At 67.7% G+C, this 22,765-nt stretch carries 21 protein-coding genes; 4 read left to right on the top strand and 17 right to left on the bottom strand.

Going from position 1 to position 22,765, the window contains the following annotated elements; all coding sequences use genetic code 11:
• The first annotated feature begins 326 nt into the window (after positions 1–326).
• Both PKO50_RS21230 and PKO50_RS21235 read left to right on the top strand, forming a co-directional pair.
• Positions 327–1,148 carry an NAD(P)-dependent oxidoreductase gene (locus PKO50_RS21230; protein ID WP_275627158.1) on the top strand — a complete coding sequence of 274 codons (822 nt, stop codon included), beginning with the start codon at positions 327–329 and terminating at the stop codon, positions 1,146–1,148.
• A 205-nt stretch (positions 1,149–1,353) separates the two neighbouring features.
• Positions 1,354–3,180 carry a long-chain-acyl-CoA synthetase gene (locus tag PKO50_RS21235; protein ID WP_275627159.1) on the top strand — a complete coding sequence of 609 codons (1,827 nt, stop codon included), beginning with the start codon at positions 1,354–1,356 and terminating at the stop codon, positions 3,178–3,180.
• 322 nt (positions 3,181–3,502) lie between these two features.
• Here PKO50_RS21235 and PKO50_RS21240 read toward each other — a convergent pair whose 3' ends face one another.
• The 9 genes from PKO50_RS21240 to PKO50_RS21280 all read right to left on the bottom strand — a co-directional run bounded on the left by PKO50_RS21240 (position 3,503) and on the right by PKO50_RS21280 (position 11,616).
• On the bottom strand, positions 3,503–4,039 hold the full coding sequence (locus tag PKO50_RS21240) for a hypothetical protein (protein WP_275627160.1): 537 nt from the start codon (positions 4,037–4,039) through the stop codon (positions 3,503–3,505).
• A 108-nt stretch (positions 4,040–4,147) separates the two neighbouring features.
• On the bottom strand, positions 4,148–4,780 hold the full coding sequence (locus PKO50_RS21245; RefSeq protein ID WP_275627161.1) for a hypothetical protein: 633 nt from the start codon (positions 4,778–4,780) through the stop codon (positions 4,148–4,150).
• The gene (locus PKO50_RS21250; protein WP_275627162.1) at positions 4,777–5,361 is read right to left on the bottom strand and encodes an RNA polymerase sigma factor; all 585 of its coding nucleotides are present in this window, start codon (positions 5,359–5,361) and stop codon (positions 4,777–4,779) included. Before PKO50_RS21250 ends, PKO50_RS21245 begins: the two co-directional genes overlap by 4 nt.
• 1 nt (position 5,362) lies before the next feature.
• On the bottom strand, positions 5,363–7,045 hold the full coding sequence (locus tag PKO50_RS21255; RefSeq protein WP_275627163.1) for a VWA domain-containing protein: 1,683 nt from the start codon (positions 7,043–7,045) through the stop codon (positions 5,363–5,365).
• Positions 7,046–7,279: 234 nt separating this feature from the next.
• On the bottom strand, positions 7,280–8,719 hold the full coding sequence (locus tag PKO50_RS21260) for a PLP-dependent aminotransferase family protein (RefSeq protein WP_058071001.1): 1,440 nt from the start codon (positions 8,717–8,719) through the stop codon (positions 7,280–7,282).
• A gap of 129 nt (positions 8,720–8,848) precedes the next feature.
• Positions 8,849–9,484 carry a response regulator transcription factor gene (locus tag PKO50_RS21265; RefSeq protein WP_109933182.1) on the bottom strand — a complete coding sequence of 212 codons (636 nt, stop codon included), beginning with the start codon at positions 9,482–9,484 and terminating at the stop codon, positions 8,849–8,851.
• Between the two features lie 137 nt (positions 9,485–9,621).
• The gene (locus PKO50_RS21270; protein WP_109933183.1) at positions 9,622–10,434 is read right to left on the bottom strand and encodes an OmpA family protein; all 813 of its coding nucleotides are present in this window, start codon (positions 10,432–10,434) and stop codon (positions 9,622–9,624) included.
• Positions 10,431–10,772 (bottom strand): DUF4398 domain-containing protein, encoded by a 342-nt coding sequence (locus PKO50_RS21275; protein ID WP_109933184.1) that lies wholly within the window; start codon positions 10,770–10,772, stop codon positions 10,431–10,433. The genes PKO50_RS21270 and PKO50_RS21275 overlap by 4 nt, the downstream gene beginning before the upstream one ends.
• A 25-nt stretch (positions 10,773–10,797) precedes the next feature.
• On the bottom strand, positions 10,798–11,616 hold the full coding sequence (locus PKO50_RS21280; protein WP_275627164.1) for a transporter substrate-binding domain-containing protein: 819 nt from the start codon (positions 11,614–11,616) through the stop codon (positions 10,798–10,800).
• Positions 11,617–11,828: 212 nt separating this feature from the next.
• Here PKO50_RS21280 and PKO50_RS21285 point away from each other — a divergent pair, with 212 nt between their 5' ends.
• A complete protein-coding gene (locus PKO50_RS21285; RefSeq protein ID WP_275627165.1) occupies positions 11,829–12,779 on the top strand; it encodes an alpha/beta fold hydrolase in 951 nt (316 codons plus the stop codon).
• Positions 12,780–12,836: 57 nt separating this feature from the next.
• Here the strand turns inward: PKO50_RS21285 and fabV are convergent, their stop codons facing one another.
• The 3 genes from fabV to PKO50_RS21300 all read right to left on the bottom strand — a co-directional run bounded on the left by fabV (position 12,837) and on the right by PKO50_RS21300 (position 15,915).
• Positions 12,837–14,033 carry an enoyl-ACP reductase FabV gene (gene fabV, locus PKO50_RS21290; RefSeq protein WP_109933186.1) on the bottom strand — a complete coding sequence of 399 codons (1,197 nt, stop codon included), beginning with the start codon at positions 14,031–14,033 and terminating at the stop codon, positions 12,837–12,839.
• A gap of 203 nt (positions 14,034–14,236) precedes the next feature.
• On the bottom strand, positions 14,237–15,166 hold the full coding sequence (locus tag PKO50_RS21295; RefSeq protein ID WP_275627166.1) for an FAD-binding protein: 930 nt from the start codon (positions 15,164–15,166) through the stop codon (positions 14,237–14,239).
• Positions 15,166–15,915, bottom strand: coding sequence for an electron transfer flavoprotein subunit beta/FixA family protein (locus PKO50_RS21300; protein ID WP_275627167.1), 750 nt, complete (start codon positions 15,913–15,915; stop codon positions 15,166–15,168). The genes PKO50_RS21295 and PKO50_RS21300 overlap by 1 nt, the downstream gene beginning before the upstream one ends.
• Positions 15,916–16,260: 345 nt before the next feature.
• On the opposite strand from PKO50_RS21300, the gene PKO50_RS21305 reads away from it, so the two are divergent.
• Positions 16,261–17,916, top strand: coding sequence for an electron transfer flavoprotein-ubiquinone oxidoreductase (locus PKO50_RS21305; RefSeq protein WP_275627168.1), 1,656 nt, complete (start codon positions 16,261–16,263; stop codon positions 17,914–17,916).
• 404 nt (positions 17,917–18,320) lie between these two features.
• Here the strand turns inward: PKO50_RS21305 and PKO50_RS21310 are convergent, their stop codons facing one another.
• The 5 genes from PKO50_RS21310 to PKO50_RS21330 form a co-directional block, all read right to left on the bottom strand.
• Positions 18,321–19,379 (bottom strand): IS110 family transposase, encoded by a 1,059-nt coding sequence (locus PKO50_RS21310; RefSeq protein ID WP_275630509.1) that lies wholly within the window; start codon positions 19,377–19,379, stop codon positions 18,321–18,323.
• A gap of 212 nt (positions 19,380–19,591) precedes the next feature.
• The gene (locus PKO50_RS21315) at positions 19,592–20,152 is read right to left on the bottom strand and encodes a DUF1285 domain-containing protein (protein ID WP_275627169.1); all 561 of its coding nucleotides are present in this window, start codon (positions 20,150–20,152) and stop codon (positions 19,592–19,594) included.
• Entirely contained in the window at positions 20,149–20,760 is a 612-nt protein-coding gene (locus PKO50_RS21320) for a DUF4823 domain-containing protein (protein ID WP_275627170.1), read from the bottom strand. The genes PKO50_RS21315 and PKO50_RS21320 overlap by 4 nt, the downstream gene beginning before the upstream one ends.
• A gap of 64 nt (positions 20,761–20,824) precedes the next feature.
• Complete coding sequence (locus PKO50_RS21325) at positions 20,825–21,715, bottom strand: radical SAM protein (protein ID WP_275627171.1); 891 nt, start codon at positions 21,713–21,715, stop codon at positions 20,825–20,827.
• 28 nt (positions 21,716–21,743) lie between these two features.
• On the bottom strand, positions 21,744–22,712 hold the full coding sequence (locus PKO50_RS21330) for a radical SAM protein (RefSeq protein WP_275627172.1): 969 nt from the start codon (positions 22,710–22,712) through the stop codon (positions 21,744–21,746).
• Between the last annotated feature and the right edge of the window lie 53 nt (positions 22,713–22,765).

The raw sequence follows: 22,765 nt of genomic DNA on the forward strand, positions 1-22,765 counted from the left end.
TTGCTCGCGAATGGAGTATCCCGGTAGCTACAGTGTTTTCGATGGACTCAGTACCCTCTCCCCAGCCCTCGGCTGCGCGCCCCGCCCTGAAGGGAGAGAGAGCTTGTCCGTGCCGAGAGAAGGTATGGTTTCAGTCGGTAATCACTGCGCTAGCCGGCTAACGCCGAACTATCAGCATCTGCCCAACGGTCCCCTCTCCCTTCAGGGAGAGGGTTAGGGAGAGGGCGCTCTTCAGGCCCAGCACCAGAACCGCCGGGAAACCCCATTCGCGAGCAAGCTCGCTCCTACAGCTGTAGTCCGAACACAACAAGAACACGGAGCCAAGCATGTCCCTGAACGCCAAGACCCTCTTCATCACCGGCGCCAGCCGCGGCATCGGCCGCGAGATCGCCCTGCGCGCCGCGCGCGACGGCGCCAACGTCGTGATCGCCGCCAAGAGCGCCGAACCCCATCCGAAACTGGCCGGCACCATCTTCAGCGTCGCCGCGGAAGTCGAGGCCGCCGGCGGCAAGGCCCTGGCCCTGCAACTGGACGTGCGCGACGAGAACGCCGTGCGCGAGGCCATGGCCCGCGCCGCCGAGCACTTCGGTGGCATCGATGTGCTGGTCAACAACGCCGGCGCCATCAAGCTGGTGGGCGTGGAACGCCTGGAACCCAAGCGCTTCGACCTGATGTACCAGATCAACACCCGCGCGGTGATGGTCTGCAGCCAAGCCGCCCTGCCTTACCTGAAGCAGAGTCAGGGCCACATCCTCAGCCTGTCGCCGCCGCTGAACCTGGCCGGGAAATGGTTCGCCCAGCACGGCCCCTACACCGTCACCAAGTACGGCATGAGCATGCTCACCCTCGGCATGCACGAGGAGTTCAAAAAGTACGGCATCAGCGTCAACGCCCTGTGGCCGAAGACCATGATCGCCACCGCCGCCATCGAATTCGAACTGGGCAGCCGCGACGCCTTCAAGCGCGCCCGCACCCCGGCGATCATGGCCGACGCCGCCCACGCCATCCTCGCCAGCGGCGGCCGCAGCATCAGCGGTCGCCTGCTGATAGACGAAGACATCCTCCGCGAACAGGGCGTAAGCGACTTCGAACAGTACCGCTACGACCCCCAGGGCGGGCCGCTGGTGCCCGATCTGTTTCTGGATTGAGGCGACAGGCTACAGGCGGCAGGCTGCAGGCAAAAGCCAAGAGCGAGCGGTTCTGGCCTGTAGCCTGCCGCCTGCAGCCTGCCGCCCATTTGCCCAACTGCCCGGCGCCGCGCGCGCCAGAGTCATAGCCCGCGGGCCGCTGGCGGCCTAGAGTCGGGCGGGCGTGCACACGCCACGGACAACAACGACAACAAGGGCAGCGTCAATGAGCCATGCCGATCTGATCACCCCCACCCGCTTCATCGCCCACCTGCCCGCCACCCTCGGGCGCGTGCCGCGCATGCTGCGCGGGCTCTACTACACCGGCATCCGCAACCGCGAGAAGAACCTGTCCCTGGGCTGGGCCCTGGAGCGCGCGGCGCGCCTGTACCCGGACGCCCCGGCGCTGCTGGAAGGCCAGCGGCGCCTGTCCTACGCGCTGTTCAACGGCTGGGCCAACCGCCTGGCGCGCAGCTTCCAGGCCGAGGGCGTGAAGCACGGCAGCGTGGTCGCGGTGATGCTGGAGAACCGCGCCGAACTGCTGGTCATCCTCGCCGCCCTGGCCAAGCTCGGCGCCGTGGGCGCGCTGATCAACACCACCCAGCGCGGCCAGGTACTGGCCCACAGCCTGAACCTGGTCAGCCCCGGCCACTTCGTGGTCGGCGAGGAACTGCGCGAAGCCTTCGACGAAGTACGTGCCAGCCTGCAGGGCGGCGCCGAGCGCCTGTACTGGGTGGCCGACGACGACACCCTGCGCGACCCCGGCCAGGCCCCCGACGGCTGGGCCAACCTGATGCGCCTGGCCCAGGCCCAGGGCTCCGACAACCTGGCGGAAACCGCCCAGGTACGCCTGAAGGACGCCTGCTTCTTCATCTACACCTCCGGCACCACCGGCCTGCCCAAGGCCTCGATCATGAGCCACGGGCGCTGGATCAAGGCCTATGGCGGCTTCGGCCACTCCGGCCTGGGCCTGTCCCGCGACGACGTGCTCTACCTGACCCTGCCCTGCTACCACAACAACGCCGTCACCGTGTGCTGGAGCGCGGTGCTGGCCGGCGGCGCGGCCATCGCCCTGCGCCGCAGGTTCTCGGCCAAGGCGTTCTGGAAGGACGTGCGCCATTACAATGCCACCTGTTTCGGCTACATCGGCGAACTGTGCCGCTACCTGCTCAACCAGCCGGCGTGCGAGGAAGAGCGCGACAACAGCCTGACCTGCATGATCGGCAACGGCCTGCGCCCGTCGATCTGGGGCGAGTTCAAGGCGCGCTTCGGCATCGAGCGGATCACCGAGTTCTACGCCGCCAGCGAAGGCAACATCGGCTTCACCAACGTGTTCAACTTCGACAACACCGTGGGCTTCTCGCCGGCCACCTACGCCATCGTCCGCTACGACCTGGAGAACGACCGCCCGCTGCGCGACGCCAAGGGCTTCATGGAGAAGGTCGGCAAGGGCGAGTCGGGCCTGCTGATCAGCGAGATCAGCGACAAGTGGCCGTTCGACGGCTACACCGACCCGGCCAAGACCCAGGCGGTGATCTACCGCGACGTGTTCAAGAAGGGCGACGCCTGGTTCAACACCGGCGACCTGATGCGCGACCTGGGCTTCAAGCACACCCAGTTCGTCGACCGCCTGGGCGACACCTTCCGCTGGAAGGGCGAGAACGTCTCCACCACCGAGGTGGAGAACGTCCTCGGCGCCTTCCCCGGCGTGGAGGATGCGGTGGTCTACGGCGTGGAGATCCCCGGCACCGACGGCCGCTGCGGCATGGCCGCGCTGCGCCTGGCGCCCGGCCAGGCAGTGGACGGCAAGGCCCTGGCCGAACACCTCGACCGCGAACTGCCGGCCTACGCCGTGCCGCTGTTCCTGCGCCTGCTGCAGCAGGTGGAGACCACGGGCACCTTCAAGTACAAGAAGGCCGACCTGAAGAACGCCGCCTTCGATCCCCGGCAGGTCGGCGAGGCGCTGTTCGTGCGGTTGCCGGGCGAGGTGGATTACCGGCCGCTGGATGAGGGGGTGTTCGGGGCTATCCAGCGCGGGGAACATCGGTTCTGACAGGTTTTTCGTAGGAGCGAGCTTGCTCGCGAAGGGGGTTCTGCTGGTGGCTTCGGTGCAGAGCCTGAAGAGCGCCCTCTCCCTAACCCTCTCCCTGAAGGGAGAGGGGACCGTTCGGAGTGCTTGGATATTCCTGAGTCAGCCGGACGTTATGGCATCCGGCTGAAACCATACCTTCAGCCGGCACGGACAAGCCCCTCTCCCTTCAGGGCGGGGCGCGCAGCCGAGGGCTGGGGAGAGGGTACGGAGTCCAGCGAAAGCACCGCAGCTACAGGGAAACTCCATTCGCGAGCAAGCTCGCTCCTACGAAAAGCCCCCCAACTCAATTCCGAAACTGAAACTGCAACTCCGCCCCGCGAATATCCGAATGCCAGCTGTCGTCGCCGGGATCGGTGCGCTCGCCGCGTTCGCGCTGGATCAGCCGGCCGCCGACCTGGAACGGGCTCTCCTTCTCCTCGAACAGCGGTGGCAGCAGCGGCTTGTCCAGGTTCTCGCGCAGGGCGTTGCCCGGCTCCAGGCCGTGCAGCACGTCCCTGGGCAGGCGCAGGTCGAGCTTGGTGGGCGGCAGCGGCTTGTTCACGCTGGGTTCGGGGGCCTTCTTCGGCTTCGCATCGGCCACCGGCAGGCGCTCGGGGGCCATGGGCTTGCCCAGTTCCGCCTTGGGCGTGGCCGGCTTGGCCGGCGCCTTCACGACGCTGGCGGCGGGCGCCAGCGCGGGTTCGGGCGCCGGGGCCTTCTGCGCCGTGGCGGCAGGCGCCGCCGTGGGTGCCTGGGCCTTGGCCGGCGGCGCCTTGTCGGCATCACCGCAGGCGGTCAGCAACAGCGGCAGGAGGGTCAGCAGAAGGATGCGTTGCAACATCACGGAGCGGGCAAATGGCCAGGGGCGCGCCATCCTCGCCTTAGTTGATCTGTAAGACAAGAGCCTCGGACAAAGCCGAAAACAATTCCGACAAACGCGCTCAGGCGCTCAAGGCCGGGCCTCCAGGCGCCGCAGTTCGGCGTTGATGTCCAGCCGCGGGTAGCGCCGCTGCAGGTCCTCGCGCAGGGCCGTCGCGGCCGCCTGGTCGCCCTGTCGGCGCAGCTCGACCAGTTGCCGCAGGCTGGCCTCCGGCTCCAGCGCGGCCGGCTCGTCGCTGCGCTTGGCCATGGGCGCGGCTTCGTCGGCGGCCATCGCGCTTTCCGCCATCTGCTTGCGCTGCTCCAGCTGCGGAGCCGGCGCCGCGGCGGGGACGGCAGGCGCCGAGTACAGCGCCGGGGCGGCCTGCCGGGCGGAGCGGGCCATGGATTCGGCCTTGGGCGCCGGGGCCACGGCCGGCGCGGCGGCATCGAAGCGAGGCGCCTCCTCGAAGGTGCGCAAGGCCAGGCTGACGCCGATGCCGAGGGTCGCCACCCCGGCCAGGGCCACCGACCAGCGCTGCGGCCGGCCGAACAGCCAGCGGCCCAGGCGCTGCCAGGCATTCGCGCGCGGCTGCACGGCGGCGCGAGCCGCGGCCAGGATGCGGGCGTCCAGTTGCGCCGACGGCTGCTCGCCGCCGTGCCGGCGGAAATGCTCGAGCAATTCGGCCTCTTCGGCGTCCGGCCGCTGCGGGTGGCGATTCATGGGGACACCTCCTGGGTCGCCGCCGGGTCGGCGAGCAACCGGCGCAGTTTCTGCAACGCATACCGCAGGCGGCTCTTCACCGTCTCGGCGGGCGTGCGGGTCAGTTCGGCGATCTCCTGCAGTTCCAGGTCGCCATGGGCGCGCAGCAGGAACACCTCGCGCTGCTCGCCCGGCAGCGCCTGCAGGGCCTGCTGCAGGCGCTCGCGGTCGCGGCTCAGGCTCAGCTGCCGCAGCGGGTCCTCGGCCTCGCCGGGCAGCGATTCGCCGTGCAGTTGCTCGTCGAAGGCCTCGTGCTGCGCCTGGCGCCGGCCGTTGCGCCGCCAGTGATCGATCAGCCGGTTGCGGGCGATCTGGTACAGCCAGGTGCGGAAGCTGGCCCGGCCCTGGGGCTCGCTGTCGCTGCGGATCAGGCTCAGCCAGGTTTCCTGGAACGCTTCCTCGGCCTGCGCGGCGTCGCCGCCCAGGCCGCAGAGGAAGCGGTAGAGGCCCAGGCGGTGGCGCGCGTAGAGCGTGGCGAAGGCCTCGGCATCGCCCTTGCGGTAACGCCGCAGCAGCGCGGCGTCGTCTTCGTCCGTGGTCAAGTCAGGGGTTCCGTGCCAAAGGGGTTTGCAGGCTGCGCGCCAGTTCGACGAGCTGGAGGAACTCGCCGCGCAGGCCGAACGGGTCCTCGCCGCGCGCGCTCCTGGCCAGGGCCAGAGTATCGCTCATGTCGAAGCCGCCGGTGTAGCGCGCGCCATCGAGCTGCTGGGCGAAGGCCGCCACCGCCGCGGCGAAGCGCAGGTCATCGCTGGCATGGGCCAGGTCGCCGGCGCCGCTGCTGGCGATGGGGCGCTCGACCAGGCGGCTGGGGCCGCCCTCCGGGGCCTGCCAGCGCACCCGCAGCCAGGCCAGTTCGTCGCCCTTGCCGGCGGGCCTGGCCTCGGCCTGGTAGCGCAGCGGCTCGAGCCAGCCCTTCTGCCCTTTCGGGACTATCTCGTAGAGCGCGGTGACGGTATGCCCGGCGCCGATCTCGCCGGCGTCGACCTGGTCGTTGTTGAAGTCCTCGCGCTTCAGCGCGCGGTTCTCGTAGCCCAGCAGGCGGTACTCGCTGACCTGCGCGGGGTTGAACTCGAGCTGGAGCTTGACGTTCTTCGCCAGTACCGCGAGGGTCGAGCTGAGCTGTTCCACCAGCACCTTGCGCGCCTCGCGCAGGTTGTCGATGTAGGCGTAGTTGCCGTCGCCGGCGTCGGCCAGCTGTTCCATCAGCCGCTCGTTGTAGTTGTCCACGCCGAAGCCCAGGGTGGTCAACGACACCCCGCTGCGGCGCTTCTCGGCAGCCATCGCCTTGAGGCTGTCGAAGTCGCTGACGCCGACGTTGAAGTCGCCATCGGTGGCCAGCAGGATGCGGTTGATGCCCTTGTCGATGAAACCTTGCTGCGCCATGCGGTAGGCCAGCTCGATGCCCGCAGCACCAGCGGTGGAGCCGCCGGCCTGGAGCTGGTCGATGGCGGCGCGGATCTTCGCCTTGTCCTTGCCCGGGGTGGGCTCCAGCACCACCCGCGAATCGCCGGCGTAGACCACCAGCGACACCTTGTCCTGCGGCCGCAGCTGGTCCACCAGCAGCTTGAGGGTGCCCTTCACCAGCGGCAGGCCCTCGCGGCGGTCCATGGAGCCGGAGACGTCCACCAGGAACACCAGGTTGGCCGGCGGCAGTTGCGCCACGCCACGCTCGGCGGCCTTGATGCCGATGCGCAGCAGGCGGGTGTGCGGGTTCCACGGCGAAGGCGCCAGCTCGGTGGTGATGCCGAAGGGGCTGTCGTCGGCCGGCGGCGCATAGGCGTAGGGGAAGTAGTTGAGCATCTCTTCCAGGCGCACCGCGCCCTGGGGCGGCAGGCGGCCCTCGTTGAGCAGGCGGCGGACGTTGGCGTAGCTGCCGGTGTCCACGTCGATGCTGAAGGTGGAGACCGGAGCCTCGGCGACGCTGTGCACCGGGTTCTGCGCCAGCTTCTGGTACTGCTCGCGGTCCTGGTCGCGGTAGCCCGCCGACAGCGGCTCGGGCGCTGCTGGCAGCGCGTAGCTTTCCAGCATGGGCGCGGCAGCCGGCATGGCGCGGCGGGTCTCGGCCTTGGCGGCGACATCGGCGACCACCGGTGGCGTCACCACCGGCGCCTGGGCGGCGGTTTCCGGCTGTTGCTGGGTGGATTGGCCGCAGCCGCCGACGGCCAGCAACAGGCCGATGGCGAAACCCTGGGCGACGGGACGAAGGGAGGTGACGGGAAGCGACATGGCGGCGGCCTCGGTGAAGGAGTCAAACCTTCAGACGAGGTCGTCGGCCAAAACGGGTTAAACCGCTTTTTGTAGGAGCGGGCCCTGCCCGCGATTCGCGCGCAGGGCGCGCTCCTACAGGGGAATGGCAGAGGTGGGGCCGCGTAGGAGCGGACTCCGTCCGCGATGGCCCGGCGCCGCGAGCGGAATCGCGGACGGAGTCCGCTCCTACAGTGGGGCCCCGGCGGGAACGCGTCAGGCAGCGATCTGCTCCTCCTGGCACAGCTGGCAAGCCAGCATGCCGAGGGTCATGATCGCCCGCTCCGCCTCGCGGTTCCACGGGATGCCGCAGGTCAGGCGCAGGCAGTTGTTGAACTGCTCGGTGTTGCTGAAGATCAGCCCCGGGGCGATGCTGATGCCCTGCTCCAGCGCCCGCACGTGCAGTTCCTTGGTGTTCACCTTGGCCGGCAGGCTGACCCAGAGGATGAAGCCGCCCTTGGGCCGGGTCATCTGCGTGCCTTCGGGGAAGTACTGCTGCACCGCCAGCTGGTAGGCGGTCATGTTCTTGCGGTACTCCTGGCGGATGTAGCGCAGGTGGCGGTCGTAGCCGCCGTTCTCCAGGTACGCGGCCACGCCCATCTGCGTCACCGTGCACGCCGAGTGCGTGGTGAAGGTCTGCAGGCGGCGGATTTCCTCCTGGTAGCGCTCGGCGATGATCCAGCCGATGCGCACCCCCGGCGAGATGGTCTTGGAGAAGCTCGAGCAGTACACCACCCGGCCCTCGCGGTCGTGGGCCTTGAGTGACTTGGTCTGGCCCTCGTCGAACATCAGCTCGCCATAGATGTCGTCCTCGATCACCCCGATGTTGTGCTCGGCGGTGAGCTTGAGCAGTTGCTTCTGGCGCTCCTCGGGAATGGTCCCACCCAGCGGGTTGGACAGCCGCGCGGTCAGCACCAGGGCCTTGATCGGCCATTGGTTGGCGGCCAGCTGCAGGGCCTCCAGGCTGATGCCGGTGAGCGGGTCGCTGGGGATCTCGATGACCTTCAGGCCGAGGATGTCGGCCAGTTGCAGCAGGCCGTAGTAGCTCGGCGACTCGGTGGCGATCAGGTCGCCGGGGCGGGTCATCACCCGCAGCGCCATGTGGATGGCGTCCACGCAGCCGTGGGTGATGGTCACCTGGCTGGGGTCGACCACCACGCCGGCGTCGCGCATGCGGATCGCCACCTGGCGGCGCAGCGGCTCGTAGCCGGGGCTGAACATGTAGCTGAAGGCCCGCGGGCTGGAGAAGCGGGTGACCTTGGCCAGTTGCTGGTGCAGAGCGCGCACCGGCAGGTAATCCACGTGCGGCACCGCCGCGCCCAGGGGGAACACGCCCTCGCGGCGGGCCTCGGCGAGCACCTGGTTGATGATGCTGCTGCGGGTGACCAGGCCGGGGCGCTCGACCCGCGCGATGTCCGGGGTCGAGGCGGTCAGCGCCGGGGTGTGGTGCACGTAGAAGCCGGACTGCGGGCGCGCGCGGATCAACCCCTGGTCCTCCAGGGTGGCGTAGGCCTGCAGCACGGTGGCGTGGCTGACGTTGAGCTGGGTGCTCAGCTTGCGCACCGAGGGCACGCGCTCGCCCGGCTGGTAGACGCCGCGGCGGATGTCCTCGGCGAGTTGCTGGGCGATACGTTGGTACAGAAGCAGATTGCTCATGGCGGCGATCCCTCGGGCATTGGACCGAAACAGTAGCCAAAAACTCGAAACTGTTCCAGAACAGTAGCAGGGAAACATGCCGATACAGCCCGCCGCCGATGGTCGGCGCAGCCCGCGCGCCAGAGCGCCTCAGAGTTCGCCGAGCCAGTCCAGCATGCCGGCGATCACCAGTTGCGCGTCGTTGGTCACGCCCAGCTTCTGCATGGCGTTGCGCTTGTGGGTGCTGATGGTGGAGACGCTGCGGTTGGTGCGCTCGGCGATCTCGCCGACGGTGGCGCCATGGGACAGCCGGCGCAGGATGTCGATCTCCGTGGGGCTCAGCGGCCGCCCGGTGTGGCGCTGCGGGCGCAGGTTGGGGTCGATGTAGGTCTGCCCCTGGCGGATGCGCTCCAGGGCCTCGTCCAGGGCGCCCAGCGGGCTGCGTTTGCAGATGTAGGCGCTGGCCCCGCACTTGATCGTGGCCCGGGCCATCAGCGGCGCGCCCATCACCGAGTAGACCAGCACCTTCAGCCGCGGGTGGTTGCGCTGCAGCCACTCGATCATGTGCACGCCATCGCGGCCACGGGAGCCGGGCAGCGCCATCTCGAGGATCAGCAGGTCGGTCTCGGGGTGCTGTTCGAGCCGCTGCAGCAGCGAGTCGGTGTCGTTCACCCAGTCCAGCACCTCGGCCCGGCAGTGCTCGGCCAGGTAGTGCTGCAGCCCCCAGCCGGTCAGCGGCTGGGCATCGGCGACCAGGACCTTGAGGGTTTCCTGTTTCAATGGCATGTGCGGTTCCTGCTGGCGGACGCCCCGGTGCGGGGTGGTCCCATGGCCCTATTTTCGCCAAGGTCGGCCTCGAAAATTTTCGAGATGGCCTGCCAGCAGGTTAGCAGCACCGGGCCTGCCCGCCCGGCACCGGGGGCTCAGCGCTGGGCGCCGAGCTGGCCCTTGTCGTCGGAGAAGACGATTTCCACGCGGCGGTTCTGCGCACGGCCCAGGGAGGAGGCGTTGTCCGCCACCGGGTAGGCCTCGCCGAAGCCCTGCACCTGGATGCGCCTGGCGTCGACACCGAGGTCGGTGAGCACGTCGGCCACCGCCTGGGCGCGGTCCCGGGACAGTTGCTGGTTCTCCTGCTCGTCGCCCTGGTTGTCGGTGTAGCCTTCGATGCGGATCACCCGCCGCGGGTTGAGCTGGAGGAACTGCACCAGCTTGAGCACGGTGCGGTTGGCGGCCGGCTTGAGGTCGGACTCGCCGCTGTCGAACAGCACGTCGCCCAGGGTCAGCACCAGGCCGCGCTCGGTCTGGTCGGTGGCCAGGCTGACCATCTGCTCCTCCAGCCACTTGCTCTGCTCCTGCACGCTGGCCAGCTTGGCCTCGCGCAGGGCCAGCTGCAGGCGCTCGCGGTCGAGCTGCTGGCGGGCCAGGCGCTCCTGGTTCAGCGTCAGGTTGCTGCGCTCGCGGGCGATCTCGCTGTAGCGCTGGCTGAGGTAGGCGTATTGCAGCACGTCGTCGTTGCTGCCCCAGTAGCTGGACAGGCGCTCGGCGCGGGCCAGGGACTCGCCGGCGCGGATGACGTCGCGCGGCGCGCTGTGCAGCACGCCGGTATCGTCCCTGACCGCCTGGAACTCGCTGCGCGCGCGCTCCAGGGACTGTTCGGCGAGCTGGCCGTGGGAGCAGCCCGCCAGGGCCAGGGCGGCGGCCACCAGGCCGAGCGGCAGCAGTGGGCGCAGGCTCATTTCACCTCCCCCAGTTGGCGGCGCAGGCGCTGGATGCTCTTGCCCTGCTCGGCCAGTTGCGCGGCGCTCTTGCCGGTCAGCACCTTGGCCTCGGCCAGGCGCGCATCCAGCTCGGCCTGCTCGGCGAGCTGCCGGGCGCGCTTGTTGGCGGCGCCGGCCATGGCCTCGCGGGCGGCCTGGTACTTGTCCTCGGCCAGCTTGAACTCGGCCACCTCGTCCGTGGCGCCGACCGCCCGGGCCTGGTCCAGGGCCTGCTCGGTCAGGCGCATCTGCTCGTTGGGAAGCGGGTCGTTGGCGCATCCCGCCAGGGCGCACAGCAACAGGCCCGTGAGGGTCATGCTTGGCTTGCTCACGAAATCTTCTCTACTGCGTGGAAGAAGCGGCGGACCGCGCTTGCTCGGCCTGCCAGCGCTGCAGGTTGCGCTGCAACAGGCGCTGCGGTACGCCGGCGGCGACCAATTCTGTCATTTTTTCCTGCAGTTGTCCGCGCAGTTCCGGGCCGTAGCAGGGCGAAGCGTGGGCCAGGGTCAGGTACAGCCCTTCGCTGGAGATCGGCGGCTCCAGCGGCTGCAGGCGCTGCTGCAGGCCCAGCCGGGCCGCCGTGGCCAGGCCGGGGAAGCGCTCGTAGAGCACGTAGTCGGTGCGCCCCAGGGCCAGCTTCTGGAAGGCCTGGGCCACGCTCGGCACCTCCTCCAGGGTCAGCTGCGCCTCGGCGAAGTCGTCGAAGGCGGCGCCGAAGCTGTTGTTCACCAGGGTGCCGCCCTTGTGGCCGCGCAGGTCTTCCCAGCGGGCGTAGGGGAAGCCATCGCCCTTGTGCACCCAGACCACGTTGTCGGTGCTGAGGAAGGCCGGGCGGATGTAATCCATCACCTCCTCGCGCTCGGGCGTCAGGAAGGCGCCGGCGAGCAGGTCGACACGGCCCAGGCGCGCCTCTTCCTGGGCGCGGGCCCAGGAGCCGGTGTAGCGCACGCGGATGCTCACGCCCATGGCCTTGCCCAGTTGCTCCAGCAGCTCGGCGCTGGCCCCGACCAGACGCTCCGGCTGGGCCGGGTCGCGCCAGAGGAACGGCGGGTACTCCGGGTTGCCGCTGGCCACCAGCACCGAGCACTGGCTGCTCTGGGCGTGGGCGTGCAGCACCAGCAGGCCGACCATGGCCAGCAGGGCGCGGCTGCGCCCGATCATGCGCGGTCCTCGCGAACCGGCGAAAGGGAGGGCGGTGCGTATGACGACGGCATGCTAGCTTCTGTAAGAAAAAGTTCTGAACAAAGGGTCAGACTAGGCGAATTCGGACGCCAGTGCAGCATGTCACTGTTCGGGTGGATACGCCAAGCCGAGAACCGCCGCGTTCCCTTCCCGACCCTCGATTTCCGCTACCCCGGTCACAAGGATCACCGATGAAGAAAGTCCTGCTCGCCTTCGCCCTGCTGCTGGCCGCCGGCGCCGGCGTGCTCTACGCCCTCCCCTCCAGCCTGCTGGCCAGCGCCCAGTTCGTCGAACGCACCCGCGCCGGCCTGAGCGAGCAGAGCGTACGCGTCGACGGCCTGGACATCCGCTACTACGAGGGCGGCCCGCGCGAGGCGGAGACCGTCCTGCTGGTCCACGGCTTCGGCGCCGACAAGGACAACTGGCCGCGCTTCGCCCGCTTCCTGACCGACCGCTACCACGTGCTCATCCCCGACCTGCCCGGCTTCGGCGAAAGCAGCCAGCCCCGGGCCATCAGCTACGACGTCGGCACCCAGGCCGAGCGCCTGGTGGACTTCGCCAAGGCCCTGGGCATCGGCCGCCTGCACCTGGTGGGCAACTCCATGGGCGGGCAGATAGTCGCGCTGATGGCCGCGCGGCACCCGGACATGGCCTTCTCCGTGGGCCTGTTCGACAACGCCGGGATCGACGCGCCGCAGCAGAGCGAACTGTTCCGGCGCCTGCAGGGTGGCCAGCCCAACCCGCTGGTGCTGGGCCGCCCCGAGGACTTCTCCGGGCTGATGGACTTCGTCTTCTACCAGCGCCCGCCGATGCCCGAACGCCTGCAACTGTACCTGGGCGAACGCGGCGTGCAGCGCAGCCAGCTCAATGCCTACATCTTCGGCCAGCTGCGCGAGCGCTACATCCCGCTGGAGCCGGAGCTGCCGAAGATCACCGCGCCCACCCTGCTGCTGTGGGGCGACCGCGACCGGGTGCTGGACGTGTCCAGCGTCGAGGTGATGAAGCCGCTGCTCAAGCACCCCAGCGTGGCCATCCTGCGCGACTGCGGCCACGTGCCGATGATCGAGCGCCCGGAAGAGACCGCCGGCCACTACCTGGACTTCCTCGAACAGGCCAAAGCGCAGCGCACCGCGGCTCGCTGAGGCCGGAATGCAGAACCGGCGCCTGGGCGCCGGTTCTGCTGGAGCGAAGATCAGCTTTTACAGCTGGATCAGACCGGGAATCTGCACGTCCGGATTGACGTCCTGCTCGTAGTCCACCCCGGCGATCTCGAAGCCGAACAGGCGCAGGAACTCGGTCTTGTAGCCGGTGAAGTCGGTCAGCTGGTACAGGTTCTCGTTGGTCACCTGGTTCCACAGTTCCTTCACCTTGTCCTGCACGTCCGGCTGCAGCTCCTTGTAGTCGGCGCGCAGGCGGCCGTCGGCGTCCAGGTGCGGCTGGCTGCCGTAGAGGCTGTCGCGGAACAGGCCGTCGACCTGCTCGATGCAGCCCTCGTGGGTGCCCTTCTCCTTCATCACCTTGAACAGCAGCGACAGGTACAGCGGCATCATCGGGATGGCCGAGCTGGCCTGGGTGACCACCGCCTTGAGCACCGACACGCGGGCGTCACCGCCGTTGGCGGCCAGCTTCTCGCGAATGCCCAGGACCTTCTGGTCCAGGTCCTTCTTGGCGGCGCCGATGGAGCCGTTCCAGTACAGATCGTGGGTGATCTCTTCGCCCAGGTAGGTGAAGGCGGTGGTCTTCACGCCGTCGGCCAGCACCCCGGCTTCCTGCAACGCGTCCATCCACATCTGCCAGTCTTCGCCGCCCATCACCGCGACGGTGTTGGCGATCTCCTCGGCGGTCGCCGGCTCCATCACGCTTTCCTTGATCACTTCCTTGTCGGTGTCCAGGCCGCGGAAGTTGACGGCCTTGCCCACCGGCTTGAGCACCGAGTTGAAGACTTCGCCGGTCTTCGGATGGGTACGGCGCGGGGCGGCCAGGCTGTAGACCACCAGGTCGACCTTGCCCAGGTCCTGCTTGATGGTCTCGATGGTGACTTTCTTCACCTCGTCGGAGAAGGCGTCGCCGTTGATGCTGCGGGCGTACAGGCCCTTGGCCTTGGCGAATTTCTCGAAGGCCGCCGAGTTGTACCAGCCGGCGGTGCCGGCCTTGGTCTCGCTGCCCGGGCGCTCGAAGAACACGCCCAGGGTGGCGGCGCCGGCGCCGAAGGCGGCGCTGATACGCGCGGCCAGGCCGTAGCCGGTGGACGAGCCGATCACCAGGACCTTCTTCGGACCGTTGGCGATGGGGCCATGCGCCTCGACGTACTCGATCTGTTCCTTGACGTTGGCTTCGCAGCCGGTCGGGTGGGTAGTGACGCAGATGAAGCCACGCACGCGCGGTTTGATGATCATGAAAACCTCGTTTGCCAGGTGCCGTTAGAACAGGTTCAGGTACTGAAGACGTCGCGCATTGTAGATGAGACACCTTCTCTTGGGCGCAACCGGGAGAAGATTCGTGACCAATGGGTCGTCCCCTGCGGCGAACACGGGAAACCAGGGGCCCGAAATGAAAGAACCCGCTCCTGGGAGCGGGTTCCTTCGTCAGCGGGTCAGGCTCAGACGGCCTTTTCCAGCTCCGGCACGAGCTCGAACAGATCGCCAACCAGGCCGTAGTCGGCGACCTGGAAGATCGGCGCCTCTTCGTCCTTGTTGATGGCCACGATGACTTTCGAGTCCTTCATGCCCGCCAGGTGCTGGATGGCACCGGAGATACCCACGGCGATGTACAGCTGCGGCGCGACGATCTTGCCGGTCTGGCCGACCTGCATGTCGTTCGGCACGAAGCCGGCGTCGACCGCGGCGCGGGAAGCACCGACGGCGGCGCCCAACTTGTCGGCCAGGGCGTAGAGGATCTTGAAGTTGTCGCCGTTGCCCATGCCGCGGCCACCGGAGACCACGATCTTGGCGGCGGTCAGTTCCGGACGGTCGGACTTGGCCAGCTCTTCGCCGACGAAGGCGGACTTGCCGGCATCGGCCGGGCCGGAAACCTGCTCGACGGCAGCCGAACCGCCTTCGGCGGCGACGGCGTCGAAGCCGGTGGTGCGCACGGTGATGACCTTGATCGGCGCCGAGGACTGCACGGTGGCGATGGCGTTGCCGGCATAGATCGGGCGCTTGAAGGTGTCGGCGCTGACCACGTCGATGATCTCGGAGATCTGGTCGACGTCCAGCAGCGCGGCGACGCGCGGCAGGTAGTTCTTGCCGTTGGTGGTGGCGGCGGCCAGGATGTGGCTGTAGCCCTTGCCCAGTTCGGCCACCAGCGGAGCGACGTTCTCCGGCAGTTGGTGGGCGTAGGCGGCGTTGTCGGCGACCAGCACCTTGGCAACGCCTGCGATCTTGGCGGCGGCTTCGGCCACGGCACCGACGTTCTGGCCGGCGACCAGCACGGCGACATCGCCACCGATCTTCTGTGCGGCAGCGACGGTGTTCAGGGTGGCAGCGCCCAGGACGCCGTTGTTGTGCTCAGCGATTACCAGGATAGCCATCAGATTACTTTCGCCTCGTTCTTCAGTTTCTCGACCAGTTCAGCCACGGACTTGACCTTGATGCCGGCGCTGCGGGCAGCCGGGGCTTCCACTTTCAGGGTCTTCACGGTGGAAGCGGTGGAAACGCCGAGGGCGTCCGGGGTCACCACGTCCAGCGGCTTCTTCTTCGCTTTCATGATGTTCGGCAGCGACGCGTAGCGCGGCTCGTTCAGGCGCAGGTCGGTGGTGACGATCGCCGGCAGCTCCAGCGCAACGGTCTGCAGGCCGCCATCGATTTCGCGAGTGACCTTGACCTGACCGCCAGCCACTTCGACCTTGGAGGCGAAGGTGCCCTGGGCGTAGCCGGTCAGCGCGGCCAGCATCTGGCCGGTCTGGTTGTTGTCGCTGTCGATGGCCTGCTTGCCGAGGATGACCAGCTGCGGCTGCTCTTTGTCGACCACGGCCTTCAGGGCCTTGGCGATGGCCAGGGAATTCAGTTCTTCGTTGGTCTCGACCAGGATGGCGCGGTCGGCGCCCAGGGCCAGGGCGGTGCGCAGTTGTTCCTGGGCCGCGGTCGGGCCGACGGAGACGGCGACGATTTCAGTGGCGACGCCCTTTTCCTTCAGACGCACGGCCTCTTCCACGGCGATTTCGCAGAAGGGGTTCATGGACATTTTCACGTTGGCGAGATCGACGCCGGAGTTGTCCGCCTTGACGCGGACCTTGACGTTATAGTCAACCACTCGTTTGACAGCTACAAGAACCTTCATGGATTCCTCGTTTTTCTCCGGTGAATAGGAAGTCGCCAGACAGGCCTGGCCGGTAGTGCACGCTATCTGCGACTACACGCAGCAAGACCGCGACCGCAAAACCGTGGCTATCTTGACCGCATCGCCCTGTCGGGTCAATACGCGTGAATGCCCGTTCATAAGGCGCGGAAGCCGATTCTATCAGGCTTCCGCGCATTTCAAACAAACGTTTGTATTGCCCAAAACGGGGGGTATAACTATGCTGGGCCCTGTCGCTATAATTGCGCCCCGCTCTGTCCGGGGTAGCGCCCCCGGCCCCATACCAACAAATAGCCTGTAGAGCCTTGAGTTAGGAGAGATCGAGAAGTGGAACGCGAATACATGGAATTCGACGTCGTCATCGTCGGCGCCGGCCCTGCCGGTCTGTCCGCCGCATGCCGACTGAAGCAGAAGGCCGCCGACGCGGGTCAGGAGATCAGCGTCTGTGTGGTCGAGAAGGGTTCCGAAGTAGGCGCCCACATTCTTTCCGGGGCCGTGTTCGAGCCGCGCGCGCTGAACGAGCTGTTCCCCAACTGGAAGGAACTCGAAGCCCCGCTGAACACCCCGGTCAAGCGCGACGACATCTACGTCCTGAAGAACGACCAGGCCGCCACCAGGGTGCCGAACTTCTTCGTGCCCAAGACCATGCACAACGAGGGCAACTACATCATCTCCCTGGGCAACCTGTGCCGCTGGCTGGCCCAGCAGGCCGAAGGCCTGGGCGTGGAGATCTACCCGGGCTTCGCCGCCCAGGAAGCCCTGATCGACGAGAACGGCGTGGTCCGCGGCATCGTCACCGGTGACCTGGGCGTCGACCGCGAAGGCAATCCGAAAGAAGGGTACTACACCCCCGGTATGGAGCTGCGCGCCAAGTACACCCTGTTCGCCGAAGGCTGCCGTGGCCACATCGGCAAGCAGCTGATCAGGAAGTACAAGCTCGACAGCGACGCCGACGCCCAGCACTACGGCATCGGCATCAAGGAAATCTGGGACATCGACCCGGCCAAGCACGAGCAGGGCCTGGTGGTGCACACCGCCGGCTGGCCGCTGAACGACGACAACCCGGGCGGCTCCTTCCTCTATCACCTGGAGAACAACCAGGTGGTCGTGGGCCTGATCATCGACCTGTCCTACAGCAACCCGCACCTGTCGCCCTTCGACGAGTTCCAGCGCTACAAGCACCACCCGGTGATCAAGCAGTACCTGGAAGGCGGCAAGCGCGTGGCCTACGGCGCCCGCGCCATCTGCAAGGGCGGCTACAACTCGCTGCCGAAGATGGTCTTCCCCGGCGGCGCGCTGATCGGCTGCGACCTGGGCACCCTGAACTTCGCCAAGATCAAGGGCAGCCACACCGCCATGAAGTCCGGCATGCTGGCCGCCGAGGCCATCGCCGAGGCCCTGGCCGCCGGCCGCGAGGGCGGCGACGAGTTGACCAACTACGTGGACGCGTTCAAGGCCAGCTGGCTGTACGACGAACTGTTCCGCAGCCGCAACTTCGGCGCGGCCATCCACAAGTTTGGCGCCATCGGTGGCGGTGCGTTCAACTTCATCGACCAGAACTTCTTCGGCGGCAAGATCCCGGTCACCCTGCACGACACCACCCCGGACTACGCCAGCCTGAAGAAGGCCAGCGAAGCGCCGAAGATCGACTACCCGAAACCCGACGGCAAGCTGAGCTTCGACAAGCTGTCCTCGGTGTTCCTCTCCAACACCAACCACGAGGAAGACCAGCCGATCCACCTCAAGCTGGCCGACCCGAGCGTGCCCATCGCCAAGAACCTGCCGCTCTACGACGAACCGGCGCAGCGCTACTGCCCGGCCGGCGTGTACGAAGTGGTGAGCAACGACGACGGCAGCAAGCGCTTCCAGATCAACGCGCAGAACTGCGTGCACTGCAAGACCTGCGACATCAAGGACCCGGCGCAGAACATCACCTGGGTCGCCCCGGAAGGCACCGGCGGGCCGAACTACCCCAACATGTAAGGCCGCCGTGTAATGAAGAACGCCGTTTCCCTCACAGGAAACGGCGTTTTTTTGTGCCTGTCGTAAGAGCAAACCTGGCGCGGCCGGCAAGACAGTTGCTGGACTGTAGGAGCGGGCCCTGCCCGCGAATCGCGCGCAGGGCGCGCTCCTATGTATGGACTCACCCCCACCGTCAACCCGCTTTTGAACAGAGGAACCCGATTGCATCTATGTATTAGGCCTGTTCGAGGAAGCCACGTCGGGCTTCTGGCCAACATTGGGTAAGCCCGCGGAATGCCGATTACAAGGAGGCCTCGAGGGCCAGTAGGAGCGTAGGCATCAATCCGCGACGGTCTGACCAGGGGTCAATGTTCTTCAGCAGGGGTTGGAGCGGCTTGGCGCCCCGGTGGCGGGAACTCGTTGGATCAGTGACTCATCTCAATCTCCTGGCAAGCGTTCGGCTTGCGCTGGTAGGTCTGCTCGCTGCGCAACAGTACCCAGGCGATCCGCAGGTTGCGGTTGGCCAGTCGCACGGCCGCCCCCTTGCGCCCCAGGCGCTGTAGCCAGCGTTGCAGGCGACGGTCGTCCGGGTGCTCGGAATCCGGCCGCAGTTGCTTCAATACCGCATGCGCGCCCACGACCATCAGGCTGCGCACATAGGCGTCGCCTCGTTTGTTCATCTTGCCCAGCCGCACCTTCTGCCCGCTGCTGTGCTGGTCCGGCACGATACCGAAGTAGGCGGCGAACTGGCGCGCAGTGGCGAAACGTTCCGGTTCGGTCTGCTTGGCCAGCAGTGCCGTGGCAGTGATCGGACCAATGCCACGCACCGTCATCAGCCGTTTCGCGGCCTGGTCCGCATTGGCACATTCTTCCAGACTCTCGGTCAGCGCTGCAATGCGCTCGCCCAGCCGCTTCCACTCGCTCAGCATCTCGTCGATCAGCTCACGCAGCAGATCCGGCAAGGGCTGGCTGGCGTCCTCCAGTACCCGGGGGACACCCTGGCTCAGGGCCGCCTCCCCCTGGGCCAGGGCGATACCCTGCTCCAGCAGTAGCCCGCGTATCTGATTACCCGTGGCCGTACGCCGCCGCACATAGCCACGCCGGATCCGGTGGCAGGCCTGCATCGCCAGCGCCGCGATACTCTTCACCGGCACCGCCGCAATGCTGCAATCCCGCCCCGCTCGCAGAATGGCGTGGGCGTCATTGCGATCATTCTTTGCCCCGCTGCGGTGCTCGGCCACACGCTGGGCCGGCAGGATACGCACCGGGTTGCCCTGCGCCTGCAGCATCCGGGCCCAGGCTTGCGCACCCGGACCGGTTTCCATCAGCACCGTCACGCCCGTCGGCAGCTTCTGCAGGAACACCTGAAACGCTTCACGCGACTTGATCCGCTGTTCGTACACCAGTTGGCCCTGGGCCTCTTCCCCGGCCACCTGGAAGACCTGCTTCGCCAAATCCACGGCGATTGTCGTGCAAACCGACACATCGACTGCAGACATGGGCTTCTTCGTCGTCGTATGCTTTTTCATGGCCTCACCCTCACTGTCGCTGGCCTCTTAGAATGCCACCGTGGCGCCTCGACGCCTCGGTGAGGGTGAGTCCATCCAATTACAAGGAGTACGGGCGCAGGGGCTTGAGGCCCCAACCGCTGTAGCGGCACCTTTGGCGGACTACCGGCCACCTCGGGACCTGCCGGTCACGGCTGCGGGCCGATGGCGAAGAACTCGCCGCCGCTCCATACGCCCAGCCACTGCTGGCCATCGATCAGGCGCGGCACGGCCAGCTCGACCAGTTGGTAGAACACGTTGCGGTGGATCAGCGCCTCCAGGTTGCTGCGCACCAGCACGTAGGGCGCCGGCTCCTGGGTCTGCGGGTCGATGTCGACGCGGATCGGGTGGTCGGCGCCGGCGACGAACTCGTCCTCGACGTTGCTGGTGAAGCGCAGTTGCTGGGCCTCGCCCTGCCCTTCCACGCCCAGGGTCACGGCGACGAAGGGCGCGTCGTCGACGCGGATGCCGCACTTCTCCACCGGGGTGACCAGGAAGTAGTCGTCGCCATCGCGGCGGATGATGCTGGAGAACAGCTTGACCATCGGCTTGCGCCCGATGGGCGTGCCCAGGTAGTACCAGGTGCCGTCGCGGGCGATGCGCATGTCGATGTCGCCGCAGAACGGCGGGTTCCACAGGTGCACGGGCGGCAGGCCCTTGCTGGCGGGAATCTGCGCCAGCAGGTCGCCGGCCTTGCCTGTATCGGTCATTGGAACTCCTCGGTCGCCCTCACCCCCAGCAGGCTGCGGGCGTACTCTTCCAGCGGCGGCCCGATCAGGTCCTCGGGCCGGGCGTCGTAGAACGTCAGGAAACCGCCGCGGCTGCGGATGGTGGCGCTGTCCAGCAGGAAGCGGTTGCCGGTGTCGATCAGCATCACCTGGATCACGCTGCGGTCGCGTCCGACGTCGTTGTCGGTGTCTTCGTACTCTTCCCAGTTTCCCACATTGTCCTCGCCGCGGGCGAAGCGCGTGTACAGCAGGTAGTCGGCGCCGGCCGCCCGCGCCTCCTGCATGGCCTCGTCCAGGCCCTCCGGGGCCTTGGCCCGGCGCACCTGCGGGAAGTATTCGACGAAGCCCCTGAAGGCTTCCTCGGCCACCACGTTGGGCCGCGCATAGGCATGCCCCGGCGGCACGAAGTGCCCCTGGGCGATGTAGATGAAGGAGTCCGCCTGCAGCCGCCAGTTCCCCGTGCGGCGGGTCTGGCTGTGGTCGAGGAAGCCGGCGTCGCCCATGTAGTAGCCGGTGCGTTCGGCCATGTCGCTGGGCTTCATGCAGCCGGCCAGCGCAGCCAGGGCCAGGGTCAACAACAGGTAGCGCATTCGATCTCTCCGCGGCCGGCGTCGAAAAACCGGCGTTGGCCGGACGGATGCAGCTTCCGCGCCATCACAGGCCGCGCTGCCATTCCTGGCGCAGCTTCGCCTGCTGCGGCCGCTCGATGGCCTCGCGCACCTGGGCCAGCAGGCGCGGCTTGTCGGCGCCGAGCACGCCCTTGAGCACCAGGTAGTTGGAGGCATGGTCGCTGCGGAACACGGTGTCGCGCAGCTCCAGGCCCTGCAGCAGGCGCTCGACCTCGGCGAACAGCTGGGCCCGGTCCAGCGGCTGGAAGTCCGGGAAGCCCGCCCGGAAGCGCTGTTCGCCGGTGGGGAAGCTGACCACCAGGGTGGAGAGGAACTCCGGCTGCGCGGCGTTCATCAGGCGCGCCGAGTTGTCCGCGTGCTGCTCGCTCAGGCCCTGGCCGCCGAGGCCGTTGAGGATCATCAGCGAACGCTGGATGCCGGCCTGGCCGAGCTTGTCCAGGGCGTCGAGGGTCGAGGCGTAGGTCTCGCCCTTGTTCACCCGCGCCAGCACCTCGTCGTCGCCGGACTCGGCGCCGACATAGGCCATGCCCAGCCCGGCGTCGGCCAGTTCCTTCAGTTCCTCCACCGACTTCTTGCGCAGGTTGCGCGGCAGGCAGTAGCTGGACACCCGCCGCACCTCCGGCAGGTGCTCGCGGATCGCCCGCAGGATGTTCAACAGGCGCCGCGTCGGCAGCACCAGGGCATCGCCGTCGGCGAGGAACACGCGCTGGACGATCAGGCGCTCGCCGCAGCGGCGGATCTCCTCCAGCACCTCGGCCTCGTCGCGGGCGCGGAATTTCTTCTGCGGCCGGGTGTACATCTCGCAGAAGCCGCACTGGTTCCAGGAGCAGCCGTTGGTCACCGGCAGGATCAGCGAATGCGCCTCGCTCGGCGGGCGGAACACCGGTTCGATATAGGAAATGGGGAAGTCGTGCATGGATCGCCTGGCTTGGGGATGTCGGGTTTCAGCCGCCGATGATCTTCATCACCGTGGCGCCACCGGAGAAGGCCACTTCCTGCTTGTCCGCCAGGGCCTTCACCAGCAGCCGCTGCAAGGCCGGCAGGGCCTGGTGGCGCGGCTTGTCGAGCAGGTCGCCGACGTAGTGGCGGTTGCTGGAGGACAGGCAGCCGTGCAGCCAGCCGGTGGAGGACAGGCGCAGCCGCGAGCAGGTGCGGCAGAAGGGCACGCTCTCGTTGGCGATCACGCCGAAGAAGCCCCGCCCCGGCACTTCGTAGCGCAGGGCGGTGGCGTCCACCGGCGCGTTGGCCTGGACGTAGGGATGGTCGCGGCCGATCAGCCCGAGCAGTTCCTGCAGGCCGACGAACTGGCTGGCGAAGGCATTGCCGTCGCGGGCCAGGTGGCCCATGCGCATCAGCTCGATGAAGCGCAGCTCGAAGCCGCGCTCCAGGCAGTAGTCCAGCAGCGGCACCACCTGGTCGAGGTTGCTCCCGCGCAGCGGCACCATGTTGACCTTGACCTTCATGCCCGCGGCGCTGGCCTCGTCCAGCCCCTTGAGCACCGTGGCCAGGTCGCCGCCACGGGCGATGCCGCGGAAGGCCGCGGAGTCCAGGGTATCCAGGGAGATGTTCAGCCGGCGGATGCCGCAATCGAGCAGCAGCGGCAGCTTGCGCGACAGCAGCTGGCCGTTGCTGGTCAGGCTGATGTCCTTGAGCCCGAGGCCGCTGACGCCATGGAGGAAGGCATCCAGCTTGGGGCTGACCAGCGGCTCGCCGCCGGTGACGCGCAGCCGTTCGATGCCGGCGGCTTCGATCAGGTAGGCCACCCCGCGCACCAGGCTCTGCGCGGAAAGCTCGTCCTGCGCGGCGACCAGCCGCTTGCCGTCCGGCACGCAGTAGGTGCAGGCGTAGTTGCAGGCGGCGGTAAGGCTGACGCGCAGGTTGCGGAAGCGCCTGCCCTGGCGGTCGACGATCATCGATCGGCTCCGGCGGAGAGTGTCCTGTCAGTATATCCCCGCCATGGCCGCGG

It is taken from the genome of Pseudomonas sp. 273 (assembly GCF_029201425.1).
Taxonomy (GTDB): domain Bacteria; phylum Pseudomonadota; class Gammaproteobacteria; order Pseudomonadales; family Pseudomonadaceae; genus Pseudomonas; species Pseudomonas delhiensis.